Source organism: Empedobacter sp. UBA7248, assembly GCF_002472945.1.
In the GTDB taxonomy this organism is placed as follows: domain Bacteria; phylum Bacteroidota; class Bacteroidia; order Flavobacteriales; family Weeksellaceae; genus Empedobacter; species Empedobacter falsenii_C.
This window is the reverse complement of the sequence record NZ_DKSU01000007.1, coordinates 139,126-161,365: the sequence shown is the minus strand read 5'-3', so window position 1 is coordinate 161,365 and position 22,240 is coordinate 139,126. Positions and strand designations below refer to the sequence as shown.

The following is a 22,240-nucleotide window of genomic DNA, read 5'->3' as shown; positions in this document are numbered from 1 at the left end:
TGATTAGATGAAATTAACACATTTGTACGCAATAAAAAAACTCATCCAAAAAAGATGAGTTTTCTATATTTTATTAATTTTTATGAAAATTATTTCTTGTTTGCATAAAGAACTGGATTCAAATCCTCGTCATTATACATTTTCATTTGTTTATACACTTTCATGTATTTTTTACCCGCTTCAAAATCAGCTAATAATTCTTCAATCGCAGTTGATAAATCTTGATGTTGTTGATTCAAAACATCTAATTTCACTTGACAAGCTGCTTTATGTTCTGGTGTTGCGTCTTCACGTTCCACCTCTTGTTTCATGTGATAAACCTTAAGCGATAAAATAGAAAAACGGTCTACAGCCCACGCAGGAGATTCTGTATTGTATGTTGCATCTTCTTTTACGTCAACGTTCGCATATTGTTGTAAAAACCAGCTATCCACATATTCTACCATATCTGTACGTTCTTGGTTTGATTTATCAATCCAACGTTTTAAACTAAGTGCTTCAACAGGATCAATTTGTGGATCACGAATAATATCTTCTAAATGCCACTGAACTGTATCAATCCAATTTTTTTTGTACAATAAATGAGCGATTAAATCTTCTTCGCTATATGGATTTTCTATTTGACGATTTACATCATCATATTTGTGATAATCATTGATACTTTGATTAAAAATAGACCAAGCTTTATCTGTGAATTTCATGTTTTGTTTTAGTTTATAAAATAAAAGCATTGTAATTGTATACGCAACTACAATGCTTTATTATTTAATTAAAAATATATTTTAATTTTCTTTTTTGTCAGAAGTACTTTCTGTAGCTTCTGATTTGTTATCATCTTTTGTTGCTTTCTTGAATTCGTTTAATCCAGAACCTAATCCTTTCATTAATTCAGGAATTTTCTTTCCTCCGAATAATAATAACACAACAAGTACGATTACGATCCATTCTTTACCTCCTAATCCCATACTGAATTGATTTTAATGCAAATATATAATTTATTTATTACATTCCCGCTACCCAAGAAGCAGGATTTTGTTTTGTTGTTCCACTCCAAATTTGGAAATTCATGACTGTTTCACCATCTCCACTTGTATAAATAATTCCTAAAGATTGACCACGTTTTACATCATCACCTTTCGAAACACTTACACTTGACAAGTTTGTATAAACTGAATAATATGAACCATGTCTTACCAATACAGATTTACCATTTCCAGATACACTCATCACAGCTTGAACAGTTCCTTCGTAAACGGCACGTGCATGTGCACCACGATAAGTTGAAATATCAACACCACTATTTTGTGTTGTAATATTAGATAAAACGGGGTGAGAATTAGAACCAAATCTGCTTACAACCGTTCCTTTATCAACAGGCCAAGGTAAACGACCTCTGTTTGATGAGAACTCTCCCGAAATACCTTCAGAATCTGGACGTTCTGCAAAAGTCTCAGCTGGTTTTACCGCATCTACTTTTACAACACGTTCTTTTTCTGGCACTTTTACAACAACTTTTTGTTCTGCTTCTATCTTCGCTTTACGCTCAGCTTCAGCTTTTGCTGCTGCAATTTTACGTGCATCCTCTTCTTTTTGAGCTTTAAGACGCGCATCTTCTTCCGCTTTACGTTGCGCAATAATGCGTTGACGTTCAGCTTCTGCTTCACGTTCTAATTGCTCAAATTTAGAAATTTCTGTTTTCGCTGTAGAAACGAAACTTCCGGTTGGATGATGAGTTAAATAAGATTGATACGCTTGTTTTGTATGCGCCGAACGTGCAATATTCCATGCTTTAGCATCATTCTCAATTCTTAAAATAGCTGTACGAGCTGATTTCGCGTAATCTCCTTTTGGATTATCACGTAAATATTCGTTATAAGATGCAATAGAGTTTCCTCTTTTTGCTTCGTTCCAATCTTTTAAATCTTTTTCTGCACGAATCTTAGCTTGACGAATTTCTTCTTCAATAATTGCTTTAATCTGCGCATCAATTTGGCGTTGTTGTGCCTCTTTTGCATTGATTTCTGCAGCAATAACACCTTCATTTTTACGGAATTCTTCGACAGCTTTCTCTTTTGTTAATCTTTCTTTTTCAAGATTTTGACTAAACAATGTTTGCTGAGAAAGTACTTTTTCTTTTTCGTCTTTCGCTTTTTCTTTTTTCGCTTTTTTCGTTTGAATATCAGTTTGTTTACCAATAATTTCATTCGCTTGTCCTAATTGGAAAGCCGAATATTTTTCTAAATATTTGATACGACGATAAGCCTCTCCCAAACTTTTAGAAGAAAGCACAAAAAGTAATTTATTTTCAACAGATTTGTTCTTATATGCACGAACCAAAACCTGTTTGTAGTCTTTTTTTAGCTCAACCAACTCGCGCGAAAGTTTATTAATCTCTAATTGAGTTAAATAAATTTCGTCCTCGATAAAGCGTTTTTCTTTCGATAAGTTGTTAACTAATTTTGTTTGAACCTGAATTTTTTTCGTCAAATTCTGCACAAAATCAACATTTAACTTCGAATTTTGCTTATTAACCTCGAGTTGTTTGTTTAAGTTTATAATCTCTTTTTTAAGCTGAGCATTCTGTTTTTGTAAGTTCGCTTTATTGTACGGAACCTGCGCAAACACTGATAATGACAACGTTAAAAGTACAGTTGATAAAACAAACTTCATTATTTTATTTCTTTTTTCTTATACCCATCTGGAATTGAGAACGGTGTGTTCGTTTCCTGAAACGTAAAACTATTATATTCCAAGTCTATTTGACGCGTTTTTTTCTCTTTTATAATAATTTTAACATTTTTCGGAAATTCCTCTGCTCCAGCTTTTACCCAATTGTCATAAGCCAAATCAACTTCCATTTTTCGTTTTGGATCTTTCAGATGTGCTTCTTTCAATCGGAAACCATTGTCAAAAACATATGTTTGTATGTATTCGCCTTCTTTTGGAGAAGTAGAAATTGCTTGATTTTTATTATATGTAATCGTATATTGATTATTTGTAAAAGTAGCTGTATAATCTGTTGGATTAAGATCAACGAAAACTTTTCCTAGCATCAAATTTTGTAATTTTTGATAATCGATAAAATCAACTTTCAATAATTTATTTGCAATAGAAAAATCTCCTTCATAATATGTTCCACCGATTTTTTCGAAAGCAGAAAAACCATCAGGCGTAATCAATGCGCGCGCACCTGTAAATCCAAATTTTGTTGCATTAACCCATATCTTTTGTCCATTTTTCACAGCAATTGTAGCATTTACATCTCCAGAAATCTCTTCTAAATCTGCCGTTACTTTTGCCTTAATCGTTAAATCTTTGAATGATGATTTTTTTGATAAGGTTTGCTGAATAATTTTTGAAGAAGCCGAAACAACTTCTGTATTATCTTTATCTACTTTTGCTACTTTCTGAGTGTTACAAGCTGTTGCAAGAACTCCTAAACAAAAGATATACGTTAATTTTTTGATCATAATTTTTTATGCTTCGTGAGATTTAAAATCCAATTCTGAGTAATCTCCTAAACTGATACTACGCGAAACACCAAAATATTTGGCATTGTTTCCGATCATTGTATCTGTAAGATTTGCATTACTGATGATTGAATTTTCTTGAATCAAACTGTTATCAATATTCGAGTTTTCAACAACCGTTCCATTTCCTAATGAAACAAAAGGTCCAATTTTCGAATTTTTAATCACGACATTTTCTCCAATAAAACATGGCTCGATGATTAATGAATTGTCAATTTTTGCAGAAGACGAAATAGTTTTGAAATCTTCTTTATCTAAATTCAACACACGTGTATTAGTATCAACTGTAACGGCTTTGTTACCACAATCCATCCATTCGTCCACTTTTCCAAGCGTAAATTTATCACCCGCAGCACGCATATTTTCTAATGCATCCGTCAATTGATATTCACCACCTTTTTGAATATCATTTTCCAATAAATATTCGATTTCTTTATATAACTTTTGTCCATCACGGAAAAAGTAAATCCCGATAATTGCTAAATCCGAAACAAATTCTTTTGGTTTTTCAACGAAATCAGTGATAACGCTGTTATCATCCAATTTCACTACACCAAAAGCCGAAGGATTATCAACTTGCTTTACCCAAACAACACCATCTGATTCCATATCTAATTTGAAATCAGCACGGAATAATGTGTCTGCATACGCAACAACAGTTGGTCCATCCAAAGCTTCTTTTGCCATCCAAATAGAATGTGCTGTTCCAAGCGGCTCCAATTGATGACAAATTGTTCCTTTTGCTCCTAATTTTTCTGCAATTGCAATTAAATCAGCTTCAACCTCAGCTCCAAAATCACCAATTACAAAAGCTATTTCGTCAATTTTTTCTGAACAAACTTTTGCAATATCCTCTACCAAACGATGTACGATTGGTTTTCCTGCGATAGGAATTAATGGTTTTGGTGTTGTTAATGTATGAGGGCGTAAACGTGAACCACGTCCTGCCATTGGGATAATAATTTTCATTTTATTTCTAAAAATATTTTTTGTTAGATTGATATTTTATGATTGGATTAATTCTTTTTTAGATTCTTCGACAAGCTCAGAATGACAAAAAAATATTTATTGTTTTCCTGTACTTCCGAAACCTCCAGCTCCTCGTTCAGTTTCATTTAAAGCATTAGATTCTTCCCATTCAACCGTTTCGTGTTTTGCAATCACTAATTGTGCAATACGTTCACCATCGTTGATTGTAACTGCTTCGTTTGAAACATTCGCTAAAATAACACCGATTTCTCCACGATAATCGGCGTCGATTGTTCCAGGAGAATTCAAACAAGTTAAACCATATTTTAACGCCATTCCACTACGAGGACGAACTTGCGCTTCGTAACCTGCTGGTAACTCGATACTCAAACCTGTTGGAATTAATCTTCTTTCCAAAGGTTTTAATTCGATTGGTGCATCTATGTTAGCCGTTAAATCCATTCCAGCAGATAAAGCTGTTTTATATTCTGGTAAAGCGTGTTTCGAGATGTTGATAACTTTTACTTTCATCTTTATTTTCTTAGTTTTTTAAGTGTGTTTTTTTCCGCAAACGCAATAAACGCAATGTACACGATTAGAATCAGATTACCAATAATCAAATTAGAATCGAGCATATAGTAGTTTGTACATGCTAGAGCAATTGCAATTCCCATGTAAAGTAGAATTTTATTCACCTTATATGGAATTGGATAAACTTTCTGCCCCCAAATGTACGAAATCACCATCATTACACCATACGCTAATAAAGTTGTCCAAGCAGAAACCATAAAACCATATTTTGGCAATAAAAAAACATTTAAAATAATAGTGATTGCACCACCAACCAATGAAATTATAGTTCCGATACTTGTTCTATCTGTAACTTTGTACCAAGTTGAAAGGTTGTAATAAATTCCGAAAAATAAATTCGCAATTAAAATAATTGGAACAATATCTAAAGCATTCCAATACGTTGAATTTGGAACAAATATTTTCTTAATCCAATCTATATTTGCTAAAATTCCAAGAATCACAATATTACAAATGATACTGAAAAAGAACAGAATATTCGCATACGTCTGTTTTGCATCTCCTTTTTTGGCAACTTTAAAGAAAAATGGTTCTATACCCATTCGATAAGCTGTTACGAAAAGCGTCATCAATGTTGCTAATTTGTAACAAGCGCCATAAGAACCCGCTGCTGCTGGATCTATTAATTGTCGTTGAACTAATTTATCGAAATTTTCATTCAAAATATAACCCAAACCAGCAATCATAATCGGATAACCGTACAAAAACATTTGCTTGAAAAGAGGTTGATCAAATTTGAATTGAACATGGCGTACAACGCCTATTAATAATACAAAACCTAAAATACTCGCTAATAAATTTGCAATAAACGGATACGAAATCGCATTATCAAAACCAAGGCTTAGCATAAAATCTTTCGAAACATAATACAACAAACCAATTGTCAAAACTGCTTGAAAAACATTCTGAATTACGCGAATTGCTGTATATAATATTGGTCGATTTTTAAAACGAAGAACCGCAAAAGGAATCACACAAATTGCATCAAAAAACGCAATCCACGCAAACCACAACAAGTATTCGGGATGATCGCTATAATTTGCAAAATCAGCCAAAGGTTGTAAAAAAAGAAAAACCAAAACGAGCATCGCAGTGGAACTCATCACCATAAACCAAAAAGCTGTATTCAACACTTTTTGATACATTCCTTCTTCGGTTGCGTAGCGGAAAAAGGCTGTTTCGAAACCAAATGTTAAAATGACATTCAGGAAAGAAACCGCAGAATATAATTGAGAAAACATTGCAAAATCTGAATTATCAACTTGCTTGATAATAAAAAAATTCAATGCTAAAATAATTACCCTCGGCAATATAGAGCCAATACCGTAGATAATGGTCTCACTAAAAAGCTTTTTATACAAAGTCGTTAAAATTTTTACAAAATTGAGTTTCTTTTCGTAAAATTCAAAATACCTAAGCTACAAATTAATTAACTTTGTCTGTTCAATACATATATTATGATAGAGTTATCTAATCGTAAAGTTGGATTAATAGGGAATGGAAGCTGGGCAACTGCGATTGCAAAAATGCTGAATAAAAACCTCGAAACTTTCAACTGGTGGGTAAAAGATGAATACGTAAAAGGATATTTGGAGCGAAATAGACACAATCCAAATTATTTAACTGATGTCGAATTTAAGTCAGAAAAGCTTAAAATTTCAACGGATATCAACGAAGTTGTCATGAATTCGGATATCATCTTTTTGGTTGTACCATCTATTTACGTTGCCGATTGTTTGAGTAAATTAACTGTTCCATTGACAGATAAATTTGTCGTGACATCAATTAAAGGAATTATTCCAGATTATTATCAATTGGTTGGGCAATATTTGTTCGATAAATTCGATGTAAAAGAAGAGCAATTAGGAATTGTAAGCGGTCCTTGTCACGCTGAGGAAGTTGCTTTGGAGCGACTTTCATATTTGACAATTGCGGCACAAGACGAATCTAAAGCACAAATCGTTGCCGATTGTTTAGCATGTGATTTTATCAAAACGAAACTTTCAAACGATATTTACGGAACTGAATTTGGCGCAGTATTGAAAAATATTTATGCGATTGCAGCAGGTATTGCACATGGTTTGGGTTATGGAGATAATTTCCAAGCAGTTTTGATGAGTAACGCAATTCGAGAAATGAATCATATCTTGAAAACAGCAAGTCCAATGAAGCGTAAAATTAACGATTCGGCTTATTTAGGCGATTTGTTGGTGACAGGATATTCATTCTTTTCACGAAATCGTATGTTCGGAAATATGATAGGAAAAGGTTATACTGTAAAATCTGCTATTTTGGAGATGAATATGGTTGCCGAAGGTTACTATGCGACAAAAGGTGTGGCGATCATGAATGAGCAATATCAAATAAAAGCGCCAATTATCAACGCTGTTCATAAGATTTTATACGAAGATAAAAATCCAAAGAAAACTTTCGAAAAGTTGTCTAAAAAATTAGATTAAAATGATTAAACAAGATTTTATTTCAAAATATATTCAAGAATTAAACAAAACATTGGCTCGAATTATTTCGTTAGAAATTGGAAATGCTGATGAAGGTTTTTTGATTATTTTCAATCAAATGTTACAATCGTATTACAAAATTGATGACAATAATTTGTCAACTTTATTGGAAGCAAACGAAGAACGCGATCAGTTTTTGTTGGCAGATGAATTGAAAAAGAAAAATATTTTGACGTTTATGAAAGCGATTCGTATTTATCTAAATCGAGAAGATTTTGCAAAAGCAAAAGCATCTTACGAAGTCTTGAAACGCATTGAAAGCATCAATTCTGGAATTTTTCAATTTCCGACAGAAGAAGATAATTTGATTGCGCAAGAACGAAAATTTGTGGAAGAAAAAATGAGTAATTTGTAATAAAATCAAACTTTATAAAATTTCAAAAAAGCTGTTAGTTTTCTAACAGCTTTTTTTTGTATCTTAACACAACCTAAATCAATCTACTATGGATAATATTATCTCATTACTATCATCATTACTTTGTTGTATTTTGCCTTTTTTGTTAATTTTTGGAATTGCTTTTTGGGCAAGTAAATCACGCGAAAAGAAACAAAATGCTTTGTTAGCACAAGTTCCTACAAATGCTGAGTTCAAAGCAGTTTTACGTTATAACTTTGGAAATCAACAATCAAAAATTTTGAAAATGAAAGCATTTCAAGGAAGTGGTGTTTTATATGTTTTGGACGACAAAATACATTATATCACTACAAATAATCCAAATGATAATTTTATTTTCGACCTCGAAACTTCACAAATAAATTGGATTGGTGTTAATCTTACAAATGGTTTATTGGAATGGTTTCAATTGAAAAATGGAGAAAAAGATTATTATTTCAATGTCGAAACTGGAATGTTTATTTTTAATACAAATTCCAAAAAAATGAAAACAACACAAGTTTTTAATTACTTAAAAGAAGCGCAGAAAAAATATCAGTAATGCTAAAACCACTTCACAACGAAGTGGTTTTTCTATTTAATCAAAAATCATCAACTCAAAACTTAATGATTTATTTTCCAATTTGTCCGTATCTTTGCGCAAACACAACAAAACAATGCAAATTTTAGACGGTATTAAACTGGCAAAAGAGATCAAACAAGAGATCAAGGAGCTGGTGCAGAATTACAAGAACCAAGGAGTTCGTGTACCACATTTGGGTGCAATTTTAGTAGGAAGTAATGGTGCTTCTCAAACGTATGTTGACAATAAAATCAAGGATTGTCATTTTGTAGGTTTTGAGTCATCAGAATTACGTTTGCCTGATACAATTTCTCAAGAAGATTTGATTGCAGAAATTGAAAAATGGAACAATGATGATACATTGGACGGGTTTATCGTACAATTACCATTACCAAAACACATTGATCAAGAAGCGGTTATCAATGCAATTGATCCTAAGAAAGATGTAGATGGTTTTCATCCGATGAATTTTGGTAAAATGGCATTAGAAATGGAAACATTTTTACCTGCTACACCTTACGGAATTATGGAAATGTTAGAGCGTTACAACATTGATACAACTGGTAAACATACAGTTGTGATTGGTCGTTCTCGCATCGTTGGTCGCCCAATGAGTATTTTGATGAGTAAAAACGGAAATCCTGGAAACAGTACAGTTACATTAACTCATTCGAAAACTCAAAATTTAGAACAATTTACAAAAGAAGCTGATATTGTGATCACTGCTTTAGGTGTTCCAGGTTTCTTAAAAGCAGATATGGTAAAAGATGGAGCGGTTATCGTTGACGTAGGAATTACACGCGTTGATGACGAAACTAATCCACGAGGATTTAGATTAGCTGGTGATGTAGATTTTGATAATGTAAAAGAAAAAGCATCGTGGATAACGCCAGTTCCAGGAGGAGTTGGACCTATGACACGCGCTATGTTATTAAAAAATACATTGTTGGCATACAACAACAAAAAATAAAATTATGATACACATTGCATCAACAACTGCAGAAGAACAACAATTGATACAAGAAGGGAAATTATTGCCTGTAATGGAGCATTTTTACACAATTCAAGGTGAAGGAATGTATACAGGTGTGGCTTCTTATTTTATTCGATTAGGAGGTTGCGATGTTGGTTGCCATTGGTGTGATGTAAAAGACAGTTGGGATGCTGAAAAGCATCCCTTAACTAATGTTGATGAATTGGTAGACTTGGCAACTTCTCAGGCCAAAACAATCATCATTACAGGAGGAGAACCTTTGATGTGGGATTTGACTTATTTGACAAAAAAACTACACGAAAAAGGTGCAAGAATCCATATCGAAACTTCGGGTGCTTATCCATTGAGTGGAGAAATTGATTGGGTTTGTCTTTCTCCGAAGAAATTAATGTTGCCGTTAGACGAAGTTTGCGAAGCTGCAAATGAATTGAAATGTATTGTGTTCAATAATCACGATTTTCAATTTGCTGAAGAACAAGCCGCTCGTGTTGGAAAAGATTGTATGCTTTTCTTACAAACAGAATGGAGCAAACGCGACAAAAATCTTCCATTGATTGTGGAATATGTAAAAGAAAATCCGAAATGGCGTTATTCTTTACAAACACACAAATATTTGGATATTCCTTAGATATTTATCTGTTTAAAATCAGTTCTATTTAGACTGAGTAAACTTTTTTAAGTTACTGAATTTCATTATTTTTATATCAAACAAAAAATTGAAATAATGAAAAAAATAGCTTTGATGAGTTTCGCGGCAATTTTGATGATGAGCTGCGGAGGTTCTAAGAAAGATGAATCAACTCAACCAGAAATAGATTATAGTACAGCTCCATCAGAAGATGCTGAAACTTCTACAGCTACGCCTGCTACAAACAATCATATTGTTTTGAAAGCGAGTGATGATATGCGCTACGATAAAACTGAATTTACAGTAAAAGCTGGCGAAGAAGTAACTTTAATCTTGATGAATGCAGGTGAAATGTCAAAAGAAGCAATGGGACATAATTTTATTTTATTAAAACCAGGTTCTGATGCTTCTGCTTTTGCAAATACAGCGGCTTCTGCTAAAGCGACAGATTATATTCCGACCGAATTACAATCAGAAATTATTGCGCATACAAAATTGTTGGGTGGTAAAGAAAATGATCAAATCAAATTTACTTTAGAAGAAGGTACATACGATTTCTTATGTTCTTTCCCTGGTCATTTTGCAACAATGAATGGAAAAATTAAAGCAGTTAAATAATAATAAAAAATGCGAGAAGTTTTCTCGCATTTTTTTATGAATAGATTGAATGATTATTTCCAATAATTCCATACTTTCCCATCAAAAATGGCAACAGTTTTACTTGCTGTATCGTAGCAAATCATTCCAGGATATGGACTTTTTACATTAATTTCAGGCTTTTCTACTTTAGGTAAAATCATCGCATCTTCATCCGATTCTAAAACTAAAATTCCTGTTGCAGCAGATGTTTCTGCTCCAATAATTACACCTTCACCTATTTCGTTAGAAGAGTTTGTTAATAAAGCTGTTTTCTCTCCAACATCACTTAACTCAACCCAAATACCATTCTCATACATTTTCACTTTAGAATCTGTTAAGTCAAAAGCAAAGGTTCCACCATTATTCGTTGCATCCAAACCTGTAGGTACAGTAGTAACAGCTGGTAAAATAATTCCGTTTGTTGTTGACTCTTCGAAATCTAAAATTGTGTTATCTCCATCCACAGCATTTTTTCCAATTGATACTTGACCAAAAGAAATTGATGCAAAACTGCATAAAATAGCAGCGTATATTATATTTTTCATTTTTAATAATCTTTATTCGTTACAACTTTTTTCGATACAATTCCAAATAGTTCCGTTGTATAATTTGACACACTTCTCTGTTGTATCATACACAATCATTCCTTCTTTTGCATCTACAATTTTAGCCACATCAGCAGTTCTTGTGATTACAAAACCTTTTGTTGAAGATTCTAATGCTAAAAATCCATTTGGAATTGCAGTTGGCCAATTCTCTAATTTTGTTGACATTGCAGAAACTCCAACATTGGTAAAAGAAGTTGCTGTTGTTGTATTTGGTGTTTTCGTACAAGGTGTTCCGGGGTTCGGTGTTGTACCTCCTCCTGTTGCAGTAATTGTGACAGTTGCTTTATTAGAATTATTTCCACTTGTATCTGTAAAATAATATTGAATTGGTGTCGGAGCATCTGTAAAACCAGCCTCTGGTGTAAATGTTAGTTTCTTTGTTGATGAATCTACCGTCCAAGTTCCTTCACCTATAACGACTAAAGAATTTGTACCCATTGCTAAAGGATTAAAAGGATCAATTAATAAAATTGTATTTACATCACTTTTCGTAATAATTGCACCAGCAAGATCAGTATCGTTTTCTAAAACATCAAATGATGTTGTTGTTCCTGCAGTCATTGTATAATTATCAGAAATGGCTGTAGGATTTCCTTTATATGTTATAATAACTTTAGCTCTATTGGTTTCCGCTGTCGCAGAACCTGGTTGATAATCATAATCACCTGGAACTACTTCTGGATAAGTTTTATCTAAAATAGAATATGTAATTGGTGTAGGATTTCCTTTGAAAGTTCCAATTGGTGTAAAAGTTAAGATACTAGAAGAATAGCTCCATTTACCTTCTCCTGCAACTGTATATTCTGTTAGCCCCTTAATCCCGAAAAGTCTAAAATCAACAGATGCGGCTGTAGCTTTTGTTCCATCATACAACAAGTCATTATCAAGAACAGAAATACTCACTGTAGAGCCTACCACATTATTCAGTTTAGAATCATCAATTGCTTTTGGTTCTGATGTTGGTTCATCATTTAAGTCTACAATTGTTCCTCCTGGATTAGTTGTTCCTAAATCTTCTAACTGAATATTATCAACTGCAAAATCATTTCCACTAGCTGTAGCATTTCCATTTACAAAAGAAATATAATATTTTAAATTTGTTGAACTTCCTGTACTAGGCACATAATAAATAATAGAAACTTCTTCCCAATTAGATGAGGCATTTCCAAAATTTTTAGTATTTTGACCTAATAAGGTATTACCAGAAGTACTTATAATTTGATTTATAATACTTACTTGTGAATTAGCTACATAAATAGAGTAACTTAATTTATAATAATGTCCTTTTTCTAAAGATTGATCCAATTGTCTTTTATAGAAAGTAGACAAAACCCCTCCTGCATTCACAACAATAGCTGCCCCTGTATTATCACTATCTTTTCCTAATGCTATTAAATTACCCCAAGACCAATCCTGATAACCTCCAAAATCATCTTTAATATTAATTGGATTGATAACTGCATAATATCCATTTTCTATTACACGTGCCATTAGATTTTCATCTGATTGATAAGGAGCTCCTGTTGTTAGTGGATTATCAACAGTATTGGGATCAGCAAATATAAAATACCCTACACCCGAAGGTGTATATGGTGAACGTACTCTCGTTGTATGATTCCCAAAATCTTCTTTGAAGATAACAGTTTGTGCGCTCAAACTCCATGTTATCATCACTACAATTGCGCTTATTATTTTTCTTAAATTGTTCATTAACTACATTATTAAAACTAATACAGTAGATTTAGTTGATGGTTTATTTTAAGTGAACAAAAAAGGAGGCGGACGAGTTAAAATGTTATCGATTACATTTATTCGAATATGAATAAAAGAATTATTAATCGTAAGTAATTTATTAGCAATATCAGACAGATTTATTTTAAAAATCGAATTTGTCCTTGCTACTTTTTGATGATATTTATAAAAATTTTCTTTTAAAACTATTTTCCCTGAGTTCTCAGGAAGATTACAACCAGATAAAAATTTTATTTTAGATGAGAAAATAGCTGTTTTTGGTTTGTAGACTTGTTCTTTTTGTTGCTTATTCTCTTTTTTTACGACTAAAACCTTTTTGGTTTTTTTAGGTTTAGTAATCGTCTTTTTTTCGACAGTGGTTTTGTTTATGGTTTTATCTACTGTTATTTTTTCTAATAAATTCGTTTCCGTATTTTTTGATATAAAAATAAGTATTTGACCACTTTCGACTATTGTATCTTTTTGGTAACCAAAAAGAATAGAAGAAAAAAGCAAAAGAAATAAACTTCCTAAATTTCTATATCTGAGAAAATAATTCATTAAATTATAAAAATAACTAAAGACGGTAGGAAGAGAAGTGTGTAAAGCCAAAAGGCATACGAAAGTAAAGTATTTATAAATATTAATTCTGCTAAAAACTCTTACTTACACTATTTTTAATCATTAAAAATAAGAAATGGTAAACATAGATTAAACATTTATTTTATATGTCAAATATAGTTTTGGCACAAATATTGAAATATATTAACCGTATAAGATTTAGTAGAGTAAATTTTGTCCTCATGTGTTAATTTTAAGCCTGTTTCTCAACAGGCTTTTTTATTTTACAACAATATATTATTCAAATATTTAACACTTATTTCAAATATTTTTATCCTATAATTTCATAACTTGATAGTCACAATCAAAAAATACTTTATTATGGGAAAGAATGTAGCACATCAAATTGTAGAATTACTAGAAAAAGCGAATATAAAACGTGTTTATGCAGTAACTGGTGATAGTCTCAATTTTTTTAATATCGCAGTTAAACAAAGTGACAAAATTGATTGGGTTCATGTAAGACATGAAGAAGCTGGAGCAATAGCTGCTACTGCCGAATCAGAATTGAATGGTATTGGATGTTGCGCTGGAAGCTCTGGTCCTGGTCATGTACATTTGATCAACGGAGTTTATGAAGCGCATAAATCAAGAACCCCTTTAGTTGTAATTGCCTCTACTCTGCCTACAATAGAATTTGGTACAGATTATTTTCAGGAAACGAATACTATTAAACTTTTTGATGATTGTAGTTGTTATAATCAAATTATTACTCGAGCAGAACAAGTTCCTAGAATGGTACAAACAGCCATACAACATGCTATTTCAAAAAAAGATGTTGCAATTATTGGACTTCCGGGAGATATTGCAGAAATGGAAGCCGTTGAAAGTAATTATACCTCGAATTTCTATTTCAATCAACCTATTATTACTCCAAATAAAACTGAATTAAGAGAAGCTGCTTCTATTATAAATGATGCTAATAATATTACCTTATTCTGTGGAATTGGCGCATCTCAAGCAAATGAAGAAGTTATAAAACTTTCTCGTCATTTGCATGCTCCAGTTGGATATTCATTCAAAGGAAAAATGAGTATTCAACCCAATAATCCAAATGAAATAGGAATGACAGGATTACTTGGTCAACCATCTGCTTATCATGCTATGCACAAAGCTGATTTAATTATTTTGATTGGTACCGATTTTCCTTATAAAGATTTTATTCCAACAGATAAAAAAATCATTCAAATTGATTCAGATGGCTCTAAACTTGGACGAAGAGCTAAAATTGATTTAGGATTAGTCGGAAATGCAAAAGAAACAATTAACGAATTAATTGAGTTATTAGAACCTAAGCAAGACAAAGATTTTTTGGATAGTCAATTAGAAATGTACAAGAAAGTTCTTGAAAGCAAAATGACATTTGTTCATGAAAAAGGAAAAGAAAATGCCATTCAACCCGAATATGCAGCTTATTTGTTAGATGAGTTAGCTACAAAAGATGCCATTTTTACAGTTGATACAGGAATGTGTTGTGTTTGGGGAGCACGTTATATAACGGGTACGGGGGAGCGCAAAATGTTAGGATCTTTCAATCATGGTTCTATGGCAAATGCAATGCCTCAAGCGATTGGTGCACAAATGGCATATCCTGACAGACAAATTATTGCTATGTGTGGTGATGGTGGAATTTCGATGTTATTAGGAGATTTAGCAACCATCAAACAATATAATCTACCTGTTAAACTTATTATTTTTAATAATAGAACATTAGGAATGGTTAAATTGGAAATGGAAGTTGCTGGTTTACCTGACAATGAAACAGATATGGAAAATCCAGACTTTACTTTGATTGGAAAAGCAATGGGAATAGAAAGCGAATCGGTTAAAAATCCTGATGATTTACCTGATGCAATCGGAAGAGCTTTTGCGCATAATGGACCGTATTTATTAAATGTATTTACAAATCCAAACGCTTTAGCAATGCCTCCAAAAGTAGATCTTGATCAAATGATTGGAATGACAAAATCTATGGCAAAACTAATGTTAGGTGGAAAAATGGATGAGGTAATGGAAACGATTAAATCCAATTATAAACATTTAAAAGATTTATAATGAATCAATCATCATCTATCTCACAATCAAGTAAAAAACTTTTCATCATTGCATGGGTTTTAGGCTTAATCTTCTATTTCATTGATTACGCAACTCGTTCTGCGCCTTCATTAATGATCACAGATTTGGCTCAGAATTACAACATTTCTAAAGAAAATTTAGTTTCTCTCATTGGAACATATTATTACACCTATTCTATTTTTGCTTTAATTGCTGGAATATGTTTAGACAAATTTGGCGCAAGATATTCGATGTTTGCAGGATGTTTTATACTCGGAATAGGATGTATTTTATTTATCGCTTCCTCCCAATTCGCTGGAACAACAGGCAGATTATTACAAGGAGCGGGTAGCGCATTTGCTTTTCCTGGTTGTGTCTATTTAGCAACCAAAGGATTCTCATCAAAATCTTTAGCAACAGCAATAGGCTTCTCTCAATGTATAGGAATGCTTGGTGGAGCGGCAGGACAATTTGTGGTTGCGCCATTATTAGAAAATGGTTTTGGATATAAAACATTTTGGATAATTGCTGGAGTTTTATGTATAATTCCAGCTGTAGCAATGCTGTTCATAACTCCAAAATCGTCTGAAGAAGAGATCGAAAAAAGTAAACAAACCTCTTTTATTGAACCTTTCAAAATTATTTTCAGCAATCCAAATTCGTGGTTAACTGGTATTATTTCTGGATTATTATTTATACCGACAACAATTTTTGCCATGACTTGGGCTGTTCCTTTTTTCAAATTAGACTTAGGTTTTGATGCTCACACTGCTGCTATGACTGCTGCTATGGCGTCACTAGGCTGGGTAGTTGGATGTCCATTGATGGGCTATATAACGGATAAAATAGGAAAAAGAAAACCTGTTATTCTTTTTGGTTGTATCGGAATGATCTTGATGTTTTTACAACTCATTTATCTTCCAGATTTAATTCCAATAAAAGTTACATTTTTCATTTTTGGGCTTTTCTCTGGAGTCGCAATGATCCCATATTCGGTTATCAAAGAAGCTAATCCAGATTATGTAAAAGGTTCTGCTACTGGAGTTCAAAACTTTTTGACGTTTGGTGTAACTTCTCTAGTTAATCCTGTTTTTGCTAAATTATATGGAAACGAAATTGTAAATGTTACAGATAAAACTGGACATTATCATCAAGCAATTTGGTTTTGGATCATCGGAATATTTATTGCCATTATTCTAACCTTATTTTTAAAAGAAACTGGTCACAAAAATTCATAAAAAAATCCGCTCATTGAGCGGATTTTTTAGTAATTATATTGATTAATTATTTTCTCCAATATTTATAAGCATTGATTAATCCATTTGTAGAAGCATCATGAGAAGTAACTTGATCATCATTTTCTAACTCTGGTAAAATCACATTTGCTAATTGTTTTCCTAACTCTACTCCCCATTGATCAAAAGAGAAAATATTCCAAATAACTCCTTGCACAAAAATTTTGTGTTCGTACATCGCAATTAAATTTCCTAAAACTTTTGGAGTCAACACTTCATATAAAATTGAGTTTGTAGGACGATTTCCTTCAAAAATTTTGAAAGCAGTTAAGAAATCAATTTCTTCCTTCGATTTCCCTGCTTTTTCTAATTCAGCAATAACCGTTTCTTCATCTTTTCCAAATGCTAAAGCTTCTGTTTGAGCAAAAAAGTTTGATAATAATTTTGCATGATGGTCGCCTAAAACATTCAACGAATTAGCTCCTGCAATAAAATCGGCTGGAATTAATTTTGTTCCTTGATGGATTAATTGATAAAAAGCATGCTGACCATTTGTTCCTGGTTCTCCCCAAATAATTGGTCCCGTTTCATAATCCACTTTTTTCCCATCTCGACCAACATATTTACCATTCGATTCCATATCACCTTGCTGAAAATATGCTGCAAATCGCGATAAATATTGTTCATAAGGTAACAAAGCAACCGAATCTGCACCAAAGAAGTTGTTGTACCAAATTCCTAAAAGCGCCAAAACTACTGGTATATTTTGATCTAAAGTTTCTGTTTTGAAATGCACATCCATTTCATGTGCTCCCTCTAACAATTCTTCGAAATTTTCGAAACCTACTGCCAAAGCAATGCTCAAACCAATCGCACTCCACAATGAATAACGACCACCAACCCAATCCCAAAATTGAAACATGTTTGCCGTATCAATTCCGAAATTAGCAACACCTTCTGCATTTGTCGATAATGCCACAAAATGTTTCGCAACATCAGCTTCATTTGCGTTAGAATTCAAAAACCATTCTTTCGCAGAAAAAGCATTTGTCATCGTTTCTTGCGTTGTAAATGTTTTTGAAGCAACAATAAATAAGGTTGTTTCAGGATTTATTTCTTTAAAAGTTTCTGCTAAATGCGTTCCATCAATATTCGAAACAAAATGAATATTTAAACGAGTTTTATAATATTTCAACGCTTCTGTCACCATCACAGGTCCAAGATCCGAACCACCAATTCCGATGTTGACAACATCTGTAATTTCTTTCCCTGAAAAACCTTTCCATTCACCCGAAATTACTTTTTCCGAAAAAGATTTCATCTGATCTAACACCTCATTAATTTGAGGCATTACATCTTTTCCATCAACCAAAACCTCTTCATTAGAGCGATTGCGCAAAGCTGTATGCAGAACAGCTCTTTTTTCTGTCACGTTGATTACATCTCCTTCAAACATTTGCTGAATTGCAGTATCAACATCCATTTCTTTCGCTAAATCAACCAAAAGTTGAATCGTTTCTGCATTAATTCTATTTTTCGAATAATCGACTAATAATGAGGGATATTGAATCGAAAATTCTTCAAAACGATTTGCATTTTGAGCAAATAGTTCTTTGATTGATGTATGCTGAATCGTTTGAAAATGTTTCTCTAACGCATTCCAAGCCTTTGTAGTTGTTGGATTGATTGTATTTAAAGCCATAATATTTTTAGTATTCTTTCCTTAACAAATTTAATCATTTCAAATTCATCTCAAAATCAATATTATCACGATAACGTTGTAGTAATTTCTTTTATTACAAATATTACGCCTAAAAAAATTATTAAATTTTAATATTATATCTAACTAATTCATAATTGGATATAATATTTTTACGGTTTTCCTTTTTTTTATAAGCAACCTTTTATACATATTTGCATCTATATAGAAACAAATAAACTATAAAATGTCTAAACCGAAAAGAATTCACAAAACTTACAAAAAGTCTTTATTCAGTAAAATGAAAGTAAAACCAGTAAACTTATTACTATTTATGGCAATTGCTTGTTTTATTTTTGTTTTAGTTTTTCTAAATTAATTGAAACGTATTACTCTCTACTTTTTTACTTTAATAATTTCTTAACTTCGTATCAAACTACGAAGAAATGACAAAATCTGAAGCTAGAAAATATTACCGAACGTTGAGAAAATCATTCACTAAAGAAGAAGTGAATGACTTGAGTGATCAAATTTTTGAACACATCAAACACTTAGATTTTTCTACAGATCAGACTTTTCATATTTTCTTACCTATCGAAAAAAATAACGAAATCAATACTTATCCAATCATAAATTGGCTATTTCAACAGCAAAAAGAGGTGGTTTTGCCTTTGGTTGTTGGCGATGATATGATTAATTGTAAAGTAGAAAAAGGTTTCGAAACGGTTTTAAATTCACTTCAAATTCCAGAACCGACTCAGTATTCAGAAATTGATTCTAAAGCGATTGATGTTATTTTTATTCCAATGTTTGTTGCCGATAAAAAAGGAAATCGTGTAGGTTACGGCGGGGGATATTATGATAAATTTTTGGCAAGATGTAGACCTGATTCAAAAAAAATAGGTCTAACTTATTTTAGACCTATTGAATATATTGAAGACGCCTATTTCGGCGATTTTCCTCTTGATTTTTGTATTACTCCAGATGGGATTAAATCTTTCTGAATCGAGTCTTTTTTATCATTTAATGTTCTAAAATAGAATTTAAACTCTCGTTGAAATTTGATCGGCTCTTGTTTTAACACAAATACACCAACATGATTATTGGTTTCGATTAACTTTTTATCCGAATTGAAATAATTAATTGTATACGCAATTCGCTTGATAGAGTCTGGTGTAATCGAATCTTTTGGTAAAATTGCAAATTTAGAAACGGAAGTAAATGTTACTTTTTTCGAACGAAGCTCTCTCAATAACGAAAATATTTCGGTCGTATCTTTTTTAGGAAAATAAGACAACAATTGATCTCTCAACAAGCTATCAACAACCGTATCATTGGTATTAGATGCCAACGCCGAAAGCTCAAAAAACTCACGCAATTTCTGCTTTGCAATAAAATTTACAGCTTCTACCGAATCCATTTTACTACTTACTGTCGATGCCTCGTTTTTGTAACCTTTTATCGCTTCTGGGTTGTAATCTCCTTTATATTTATCGTCTTTGCACGAAAATATCATCCAAACACTCATCAGCAATATCATGCTAAACTGAACTATTTTACTTATCGTTCTCATCTTGCTGGATTTTAAATTTTAATTTCACAATTTTTCCATTTTTCCTTTCCGATTCGATCAAAGAAAAATTCTTTAATGACGTCGTAGGCATTGTAACTAAATTGATATATTGTTGTTTCGAAAGAATCTCTACACCAAAAAAATCATTGTCATACACTTGATAAATCAACGCATCATCTGCAATCATTTGATTTAGCTTAGAAATTCGTTGTTTCAAATCTTTTGCTGAATTCGAATAATAATACAGCATAATCTTATAATCATCTGGCTCTAACAAAAGCTTTTCTGGCTGATTATATTGATGTAAATTAACCTTAAACGTATCTTGTTTATAGTAAGGCGAACTCACAAACATCTTGATTGTATCTTTTTGCGATTCAAATTTGATACAACCAGTTTTGGTCGATAAATAAAGTGGTGTAAAACCATCTCTAATAATTGTAACCTCAACAGAATTGGTAATTGCAGCTTGTCTATCCGAGTCTACAAAACAAAATTCGTATTCGCGCTGACCAAAAATTGAATAATAAATAGTTGCGCCAATTCCGCTCAACAAAACAACTGCAGCTGCTATTATCGAGATCAATTTTAGCTTAGGTTTTGTTTTAACAACTTCCTCTTTTGCAGGAGTTCTTTCTTTTTCTGTTGATGGTTTAACTTCTACTGGAATCTCTACTTCAGATTCTTTTGGAGTTATATGCTCTGATGAAAAATTTTCGGTTTCTGTTGCTTCAATCGTCGATTCTTCAGCTTTATTTGGACCAAAATGTTCTATTTTTTGAACATTAAGAAAGTGTGCCCAATTTTTATATCCACAATATTGCGCCAAAAGATTGAGCATATCAATACGCGGAAGCTTCTTAAAATCTGACTTAAAATACGTATAAAACCACTTTTCGCTAACGGTAGATCTGGTTTTATTGAATAAATCGTCTTGGAAAGATGTAATTTCTTGCCCCTTCCAATCGGAGATATTTTCGGATTGAGCAGAATTTTCTTCTAAAAATCGATTTGAAATCGTTTTTTTCAGAATTTCGAAAATTTCTATATCTGTAAATTTGCTCAAAAAATAAAATTTATAAAGTTGGTTTTCAGTATTTTGTAAAATAATTTCGATTTTACAAATTGTCTTTTAATACAACTACAAATAAAATAATTTTTTTGATATGTTGAGTTGTATTTCTTTATTAATGCGTTGTTAAATGATTTATTTTGTTGTAAAACATTTGTTGAACATTCGATGATTGGATTACAATCATCTTACAACTATTTTGCTTCGAAAAACTTTGATGTCAGCTTAACTTTGGTTCAATAAAATGATTGAAAAATCAACAAAAACAAAAAATCAATTAAACATTTAAAAAATTAAAGTTATGAAAAAATTAGCATTAAACGTAATCGTATTAGGAGTAATCGGAACTGCATTTGGTTTAACATCTTGTAATTTATTTGGATCGAAAGAAACAAAAACTGAAACAGAAGTAAAAAATGACACAATTACAACAATCGAAGATTCAGTAAAAATTGATTCTGTAGGAAAAGATTCTGTTGTGATCAAAGATTCGGCAGTTGTAAAAGAAACTCCTGTAAAAGTTGAAACAACTACGACTACAACAACAGAGAAAAAATAATTTGTAGAATAGATTAAACAAAAAAATCAAATGAAAAAATTAGCGTTATTCGCTTTTGCAGCGATTTCTTTCACGGCAATTTCTTGTAAACAAGAAGCAAAAAGTATTGGAGAGCCAACAACAGTTGCTGAGGATTCTGTAAGTGTTGAAAAAGCAGAAATTCCTGCGGCAGATTCTGTAGAAGGAGTTACGGTAGATTCTTCGAAAACTGTAAATCCAGCAGAAACAACAAAAGATTCTGTTGCGAAATAGAACTTGAAA

General features: G+C 32.2%; 24 protein-coding genes. 11 read left to right on the top strand and 13 right to left on the bottom strand.

Annotated elements, in window-relative coordinates; translation table 11 throughout:
• Window positions 1–89: 89 nt before the first annotated feature.
• The 7 genes from B4A23_RS06425 to B4A23_RS06395 all read right to left on the bottom strand — a co-directional run bounded on the left by B4A23_RS06425 (window position 90) and on the right by B4A23_RS06395 (window position 6,451).
• Window positions 90–701 carry a DUF4254 domain-containing protein gene (locus B4A23_RS06425; RefSeq protein ID WP_125349200.1) on the bottom strand — a complete coding sequence of 204 codons (612 nt, stop codon included), beginning with the start codon at window positions 699–701 and terminating at the stop codon, window positions 90–92.
• 81 nt (window positions 702–782) lie between these two features.
• A complete protein-coding gene (tatA, locus tag B4A23_RS06420; RefSeq protein WP_038336575.1) occupies window positions 783–965 on the bottom strand; it encodes a twin-arginine translocase TatA/TatE family subunit in 183 nt (60 codons plus the stop codon).
• A 37-nt stretch (window positions 966–1,002) separates the two neighbouring features.
• A complete protein-coding gene (locus B4A23_RS06415; protein WP_052217921.1) occupies window positions 1,003–2,670 on the bottom strand; it encodes a murein hydrolase activator EnvC family protein in 1,668 nt (555 codons plus the stop codon).
• Complete coding sequence (locus B4A23_RS06410) at window positions 2,670–3,470, bottom strand: DUF4292 domain-containing protein (RefSeq protein WP_291118215.1); 801 nt, start codon at window positions 3,468–3,470, stop codon at window positions 2,670–2,672. Before B4A23_RS06410 ends, B4A23_RS06415 begins: the two co-directional genes overlap by 1 nt.
• A gap of 6 nt (window positions 3,471–3,476) precedes the next feature.
• Complete coding sequence (locus B4A23_RS06405) at window positions 3,477–4,499, bottom strand: sugar phosphate nucleotidyltransferase (protein ID WP_286501653.1); 1,023 nt, start codon at window positions 4,497–4,499, stop codon at window positions 3,477–3,479.
• A 96-nt stretch (window positions 4,500–4,595) separates the two neighbouring features.
• The gene (gene dut / locus B4A23_RS06400) at window positions 4,596–5,030 is read right to left on the bottom strand and encodes a dUTP diphosphatase (protein ID WP_038336568.1); all 435 of its coding nucleotides are present in this window, start codon (window positions 5,028–5,030) and stop codon (window positions 4,596–4,598) included.
• A 2-nt stretch (window positions 5,031–5,032) separates the two neighbouring features.
• Window positions 5,033–6,451 (bottom strand): lipopolysaccharide biosynthesis protein, encoded by a 1,419-nt coding sequence (locus B4A23_RS06395; RefSeq protein ID WP_280062637.1) that lies wholly within the window; start codon window positions 6,449–6,451, stop codon window positions 5,033–5,035.
• A 96-nt stretch (window positions 6,452–6,547) separates the two neighbouring features.
• On the opposite strand from B4A23_RS06395, the gene B4A23_RS06390 reads away from it, so the two are divergent.
• From B4A23_RS06390 to B4A23_RS06365, 6 genes are all read left to right on the top strand, one after another.
• Window positions 6,548–7,549 carry an NAD(P)H-dependent glycerol-3-phosphate dehydrogenase gene (locus B4A23_RS06390; protein WP_286486709.1) on the top strand — a complete coding sequence of 334 codons (1,002 nt, stop codon included), beginning with the start codon at window positions 6,548–6,550 and terminating at the stop codon, window positions 7,547–7,549.
• 1 nt (window position 7,550) lies between these two features.
• Window positions 7,551–7,964 (top strand): hypothetical protein, encoded by a 414-nt coding sequence (locus B4A23_RS06385; protein WP_291118212.1) that lies wholly within the window; start codon window positions 7,551–7,553, stop codon window positions 7,962–7,964.
• A gap of 88 nt (window positions 7,965–8,052) precedes the next feature.
• Window positions 8,053–8,544 carry a hypothetical protein gene (locus B4A23_RS06380; protein ID WP_291118209.1) on the top strand — a complete coding sequence of 164 codons (492 nt, stop codon included), beginning with the start codon at window positions 8,053–8,055 and terminating at the stop codon, window positions 8,542–8,544.
• Window positions 8,545–8,659: 115 nt separating this feature from the next.
• Window positions 8,660–9,535: a bifunctional 5,10-methylenetetrahydrofolate dehydrogenase/5,10-methenyltetrahydrofolate cyclohydrolase gene (locus B4A23_RS06375; protein ID WP_291071144.1), complete on the top strand. Its 876-nt coding sequence runs from the start codon at window positions 8,660–8,662 to the stop codon at window positions 9,533–9,535.
• A gap of 4 nt (window positions 9,536–9,539) precedes the next feature.
• Window positions 9,540–10,187 carry a 7-carboxy-7-deazaguanine synthase QueE gene (locus B4A23_RS06370; RefSeq protein WP_291118206.1) on the top strand — a complete coding sequence of 216 codons (648 nt, stop codon included), beginning with the start codon at window positions 9,540–9,542 and terminating at the stop codon, window positions 10,185–10,187.
• A 96-nt stretch (window positions 10,188–10,283) separates the two neighbouring features.
• Window positions 10,284–10,805, top strand: a complete 522-nt coding sequence (locus B4A23_RS06365; protein ID WP_180905630.1) for a plastocyanin/azurin family copper-binding protein — start codon at window positions 10,284–10,286, stop codon at window positions 10,803–10,805.
• Window positions 10,806–10,858: 53 nt separating this feature from the next.
• Here B4A23_RS06365 and B4A23_RS06360 read toward each other — a convergent pair whose 3' ends face one another.
• From B4A23_RS06360 to B4A23_RS06350, 3 genes are read right to left on the bottom strand one after another with little or no spacing between them, the layout of a single operon-like run.
• Window positions 10,859–11,371, bottom strand: coding sequence for a hypothetical protein (locus B4A23_RS06360; protein WP_291118203.1), 513 nt, complete (start codon window positions 11,369–11,371; stop codon window positions 10,859–10,861).
• A 12-nt stretch (window positions 11,372–11,383) separates the two neighbouring features.
• Entirely contained in the window at window positions 11,384–13,144 is a 1,761-nt protein-coding gene (locus tag B4A23_RS06355; RefSeq protein WP_291118200.1) for an Ig-like domain-containing protein, read from the bottom strand.
• Window positions 13,145–13,192: 48 nt separating this feature from the next.
• Window positions 13,193–13,777 carry a hypothetical protein gene (locus B4A23_RS06350; protein ID WP_291118198.1) on the bottom strand — a complete coding sequence of 195 codons (585 nt, stop codon included), beginning with the start codon at window positions 13,775–13,777 and terminating at the stop codon, window positions 13,193–13,195.
• A 330-nt stretch (window positions 13,778–14,107) separates the two neighbouring features.
• Here B4A23_RS06350 and B4A23_RS06345 point away from each other — a divergent pair, with 330 nt between their 5' ends.
• Both B4A23_RS06345 and B4A23_RS06340 read left to right on the top strand, forming a co-directional pair.
• The gene (locus tag B4A23_RS06345) at window positions 14,108–15,841 is read left to right on the top strand and encodes a thiamine pyrophosphate-dependent enzyme (RefSeq protein ID WP_280035186.1); all 1,734 of its coding nucleotides are present in this window, start codon (window positions 14,108–14,110) and stop codon (window positions 15,839–15,841) included.
• Window positions 15,841–17,079 carry an MFS transporter gene (locus B4A23_RS06340; RefSeq protein WP_291118193.1) on the top strand — a complete coding sequence of 413 codons (1,239 nt, stop codon included), beginning with the start codon at window positions 15,841–15,843 and terminating at the stop codon, window positions 17,077–17,079. The genes B4A23_RS06345 and B4A23_RS06340 overlap by 1 nt, the downstream gene beginning before the upstream one ends.
• Before the next feature lie 46 nt (window positions 17,080–17,125).
• Here B4A23_RS06340 and pgi read toward each other — a convergent pair whose 3' ends face one another.
• Window positions 17,126–18,778 carry a glucose-6-phosphate isomerase gene (gene pgi / locus B4A23_RS06335; protein ID WP_291118190.1) on the bottom strand — a complete coding sequence of 551 codons (1,653 nt, stop codon included), beginning with the start codon at window positions 18,776–18,778 and terminating at the stop codon, window positions 17,126–17,128.
• A 443-nt stretch (window positions 18,779–19,221) separates the two neighbouring features.
• On the opposite strand from pgi, the gene B4A23_RS06330 reads away from it, so the two are divergent.
• Window positions 19,222–19,779 carry a 5-formyltetrahydrofolate cyclo-ligase gene (locus B4A23_RS06330; RefSeq protein ID WP_291118187.1) on the top strand — a complete coding sequence of 186 codons (558 nt, stop codon included), beginning with the start codon at window positions 19,222–19,224 and terminating at the stop codon, window positions 19,777–19,779.
• Here the strand turns inward: B4A23_RS06330 and B4A23_RS06325 are convergent.
• Window positions 19,719–20,348 carry a hypothetical protein gene (locus tag B4A23_RS06325; protein WP_291118184.1) on the bottom strand — a complete coding sequence of 210 codons (630 nt, stop codon included), beginning with the start codon at window positions 20,346–20,348 and terminating at the stop codon, window positions 19,719–19,721. The two genes, B4A23_RS06330 and B4A23_RS06325, sit on opposite strands and share 61 nt — an antisense overlap.
• Entirely contained in the window at window positions 20,332–21,414 is a 1,083-nt protein-coding gene (locus B4A23_RS06320; RefSeq protein ID WP_291118181.1) for a hypothetical protein, read from the bottom strand. The genes B4A23_RS06325 and B4A23_RS06320 overlap by 17 nt, the downstream gene beginning before the upstream one ends.
• 307 nt (window positions 21,415–21,721) lie before the next feature.
• Between B4A23_RS06320 and B4A23_RS06315 the strand changes: the two genes are divergently transcribed.
• The gene (locus B4A23_RS06315; protein WP_038336554.1) at window positions 21,722–21,979 is read left to right on the top strand and encodes a hypothetical protein; all 258 of its coding nucleotides are present in this window, start codon (window positions 21,722–21,724) and stop codon (window positions 21,977–21,979) included.
• A 30-nt stretch (window positions 21,980–22,009) separates the two neighbouring features.
• Window positions 22,010–22,231, top strand: coding sequence for a hypothetical protein (locus B4A23_RS06310; protein ID WP_180905617.1), 222 nt, complete (start codon window positions 22,010–22,012; stop codon window positions 22,229–22,231).
• The last annotated feature ends 9 nt before the right edge of the window (window positions 22,232–22,240 follow it).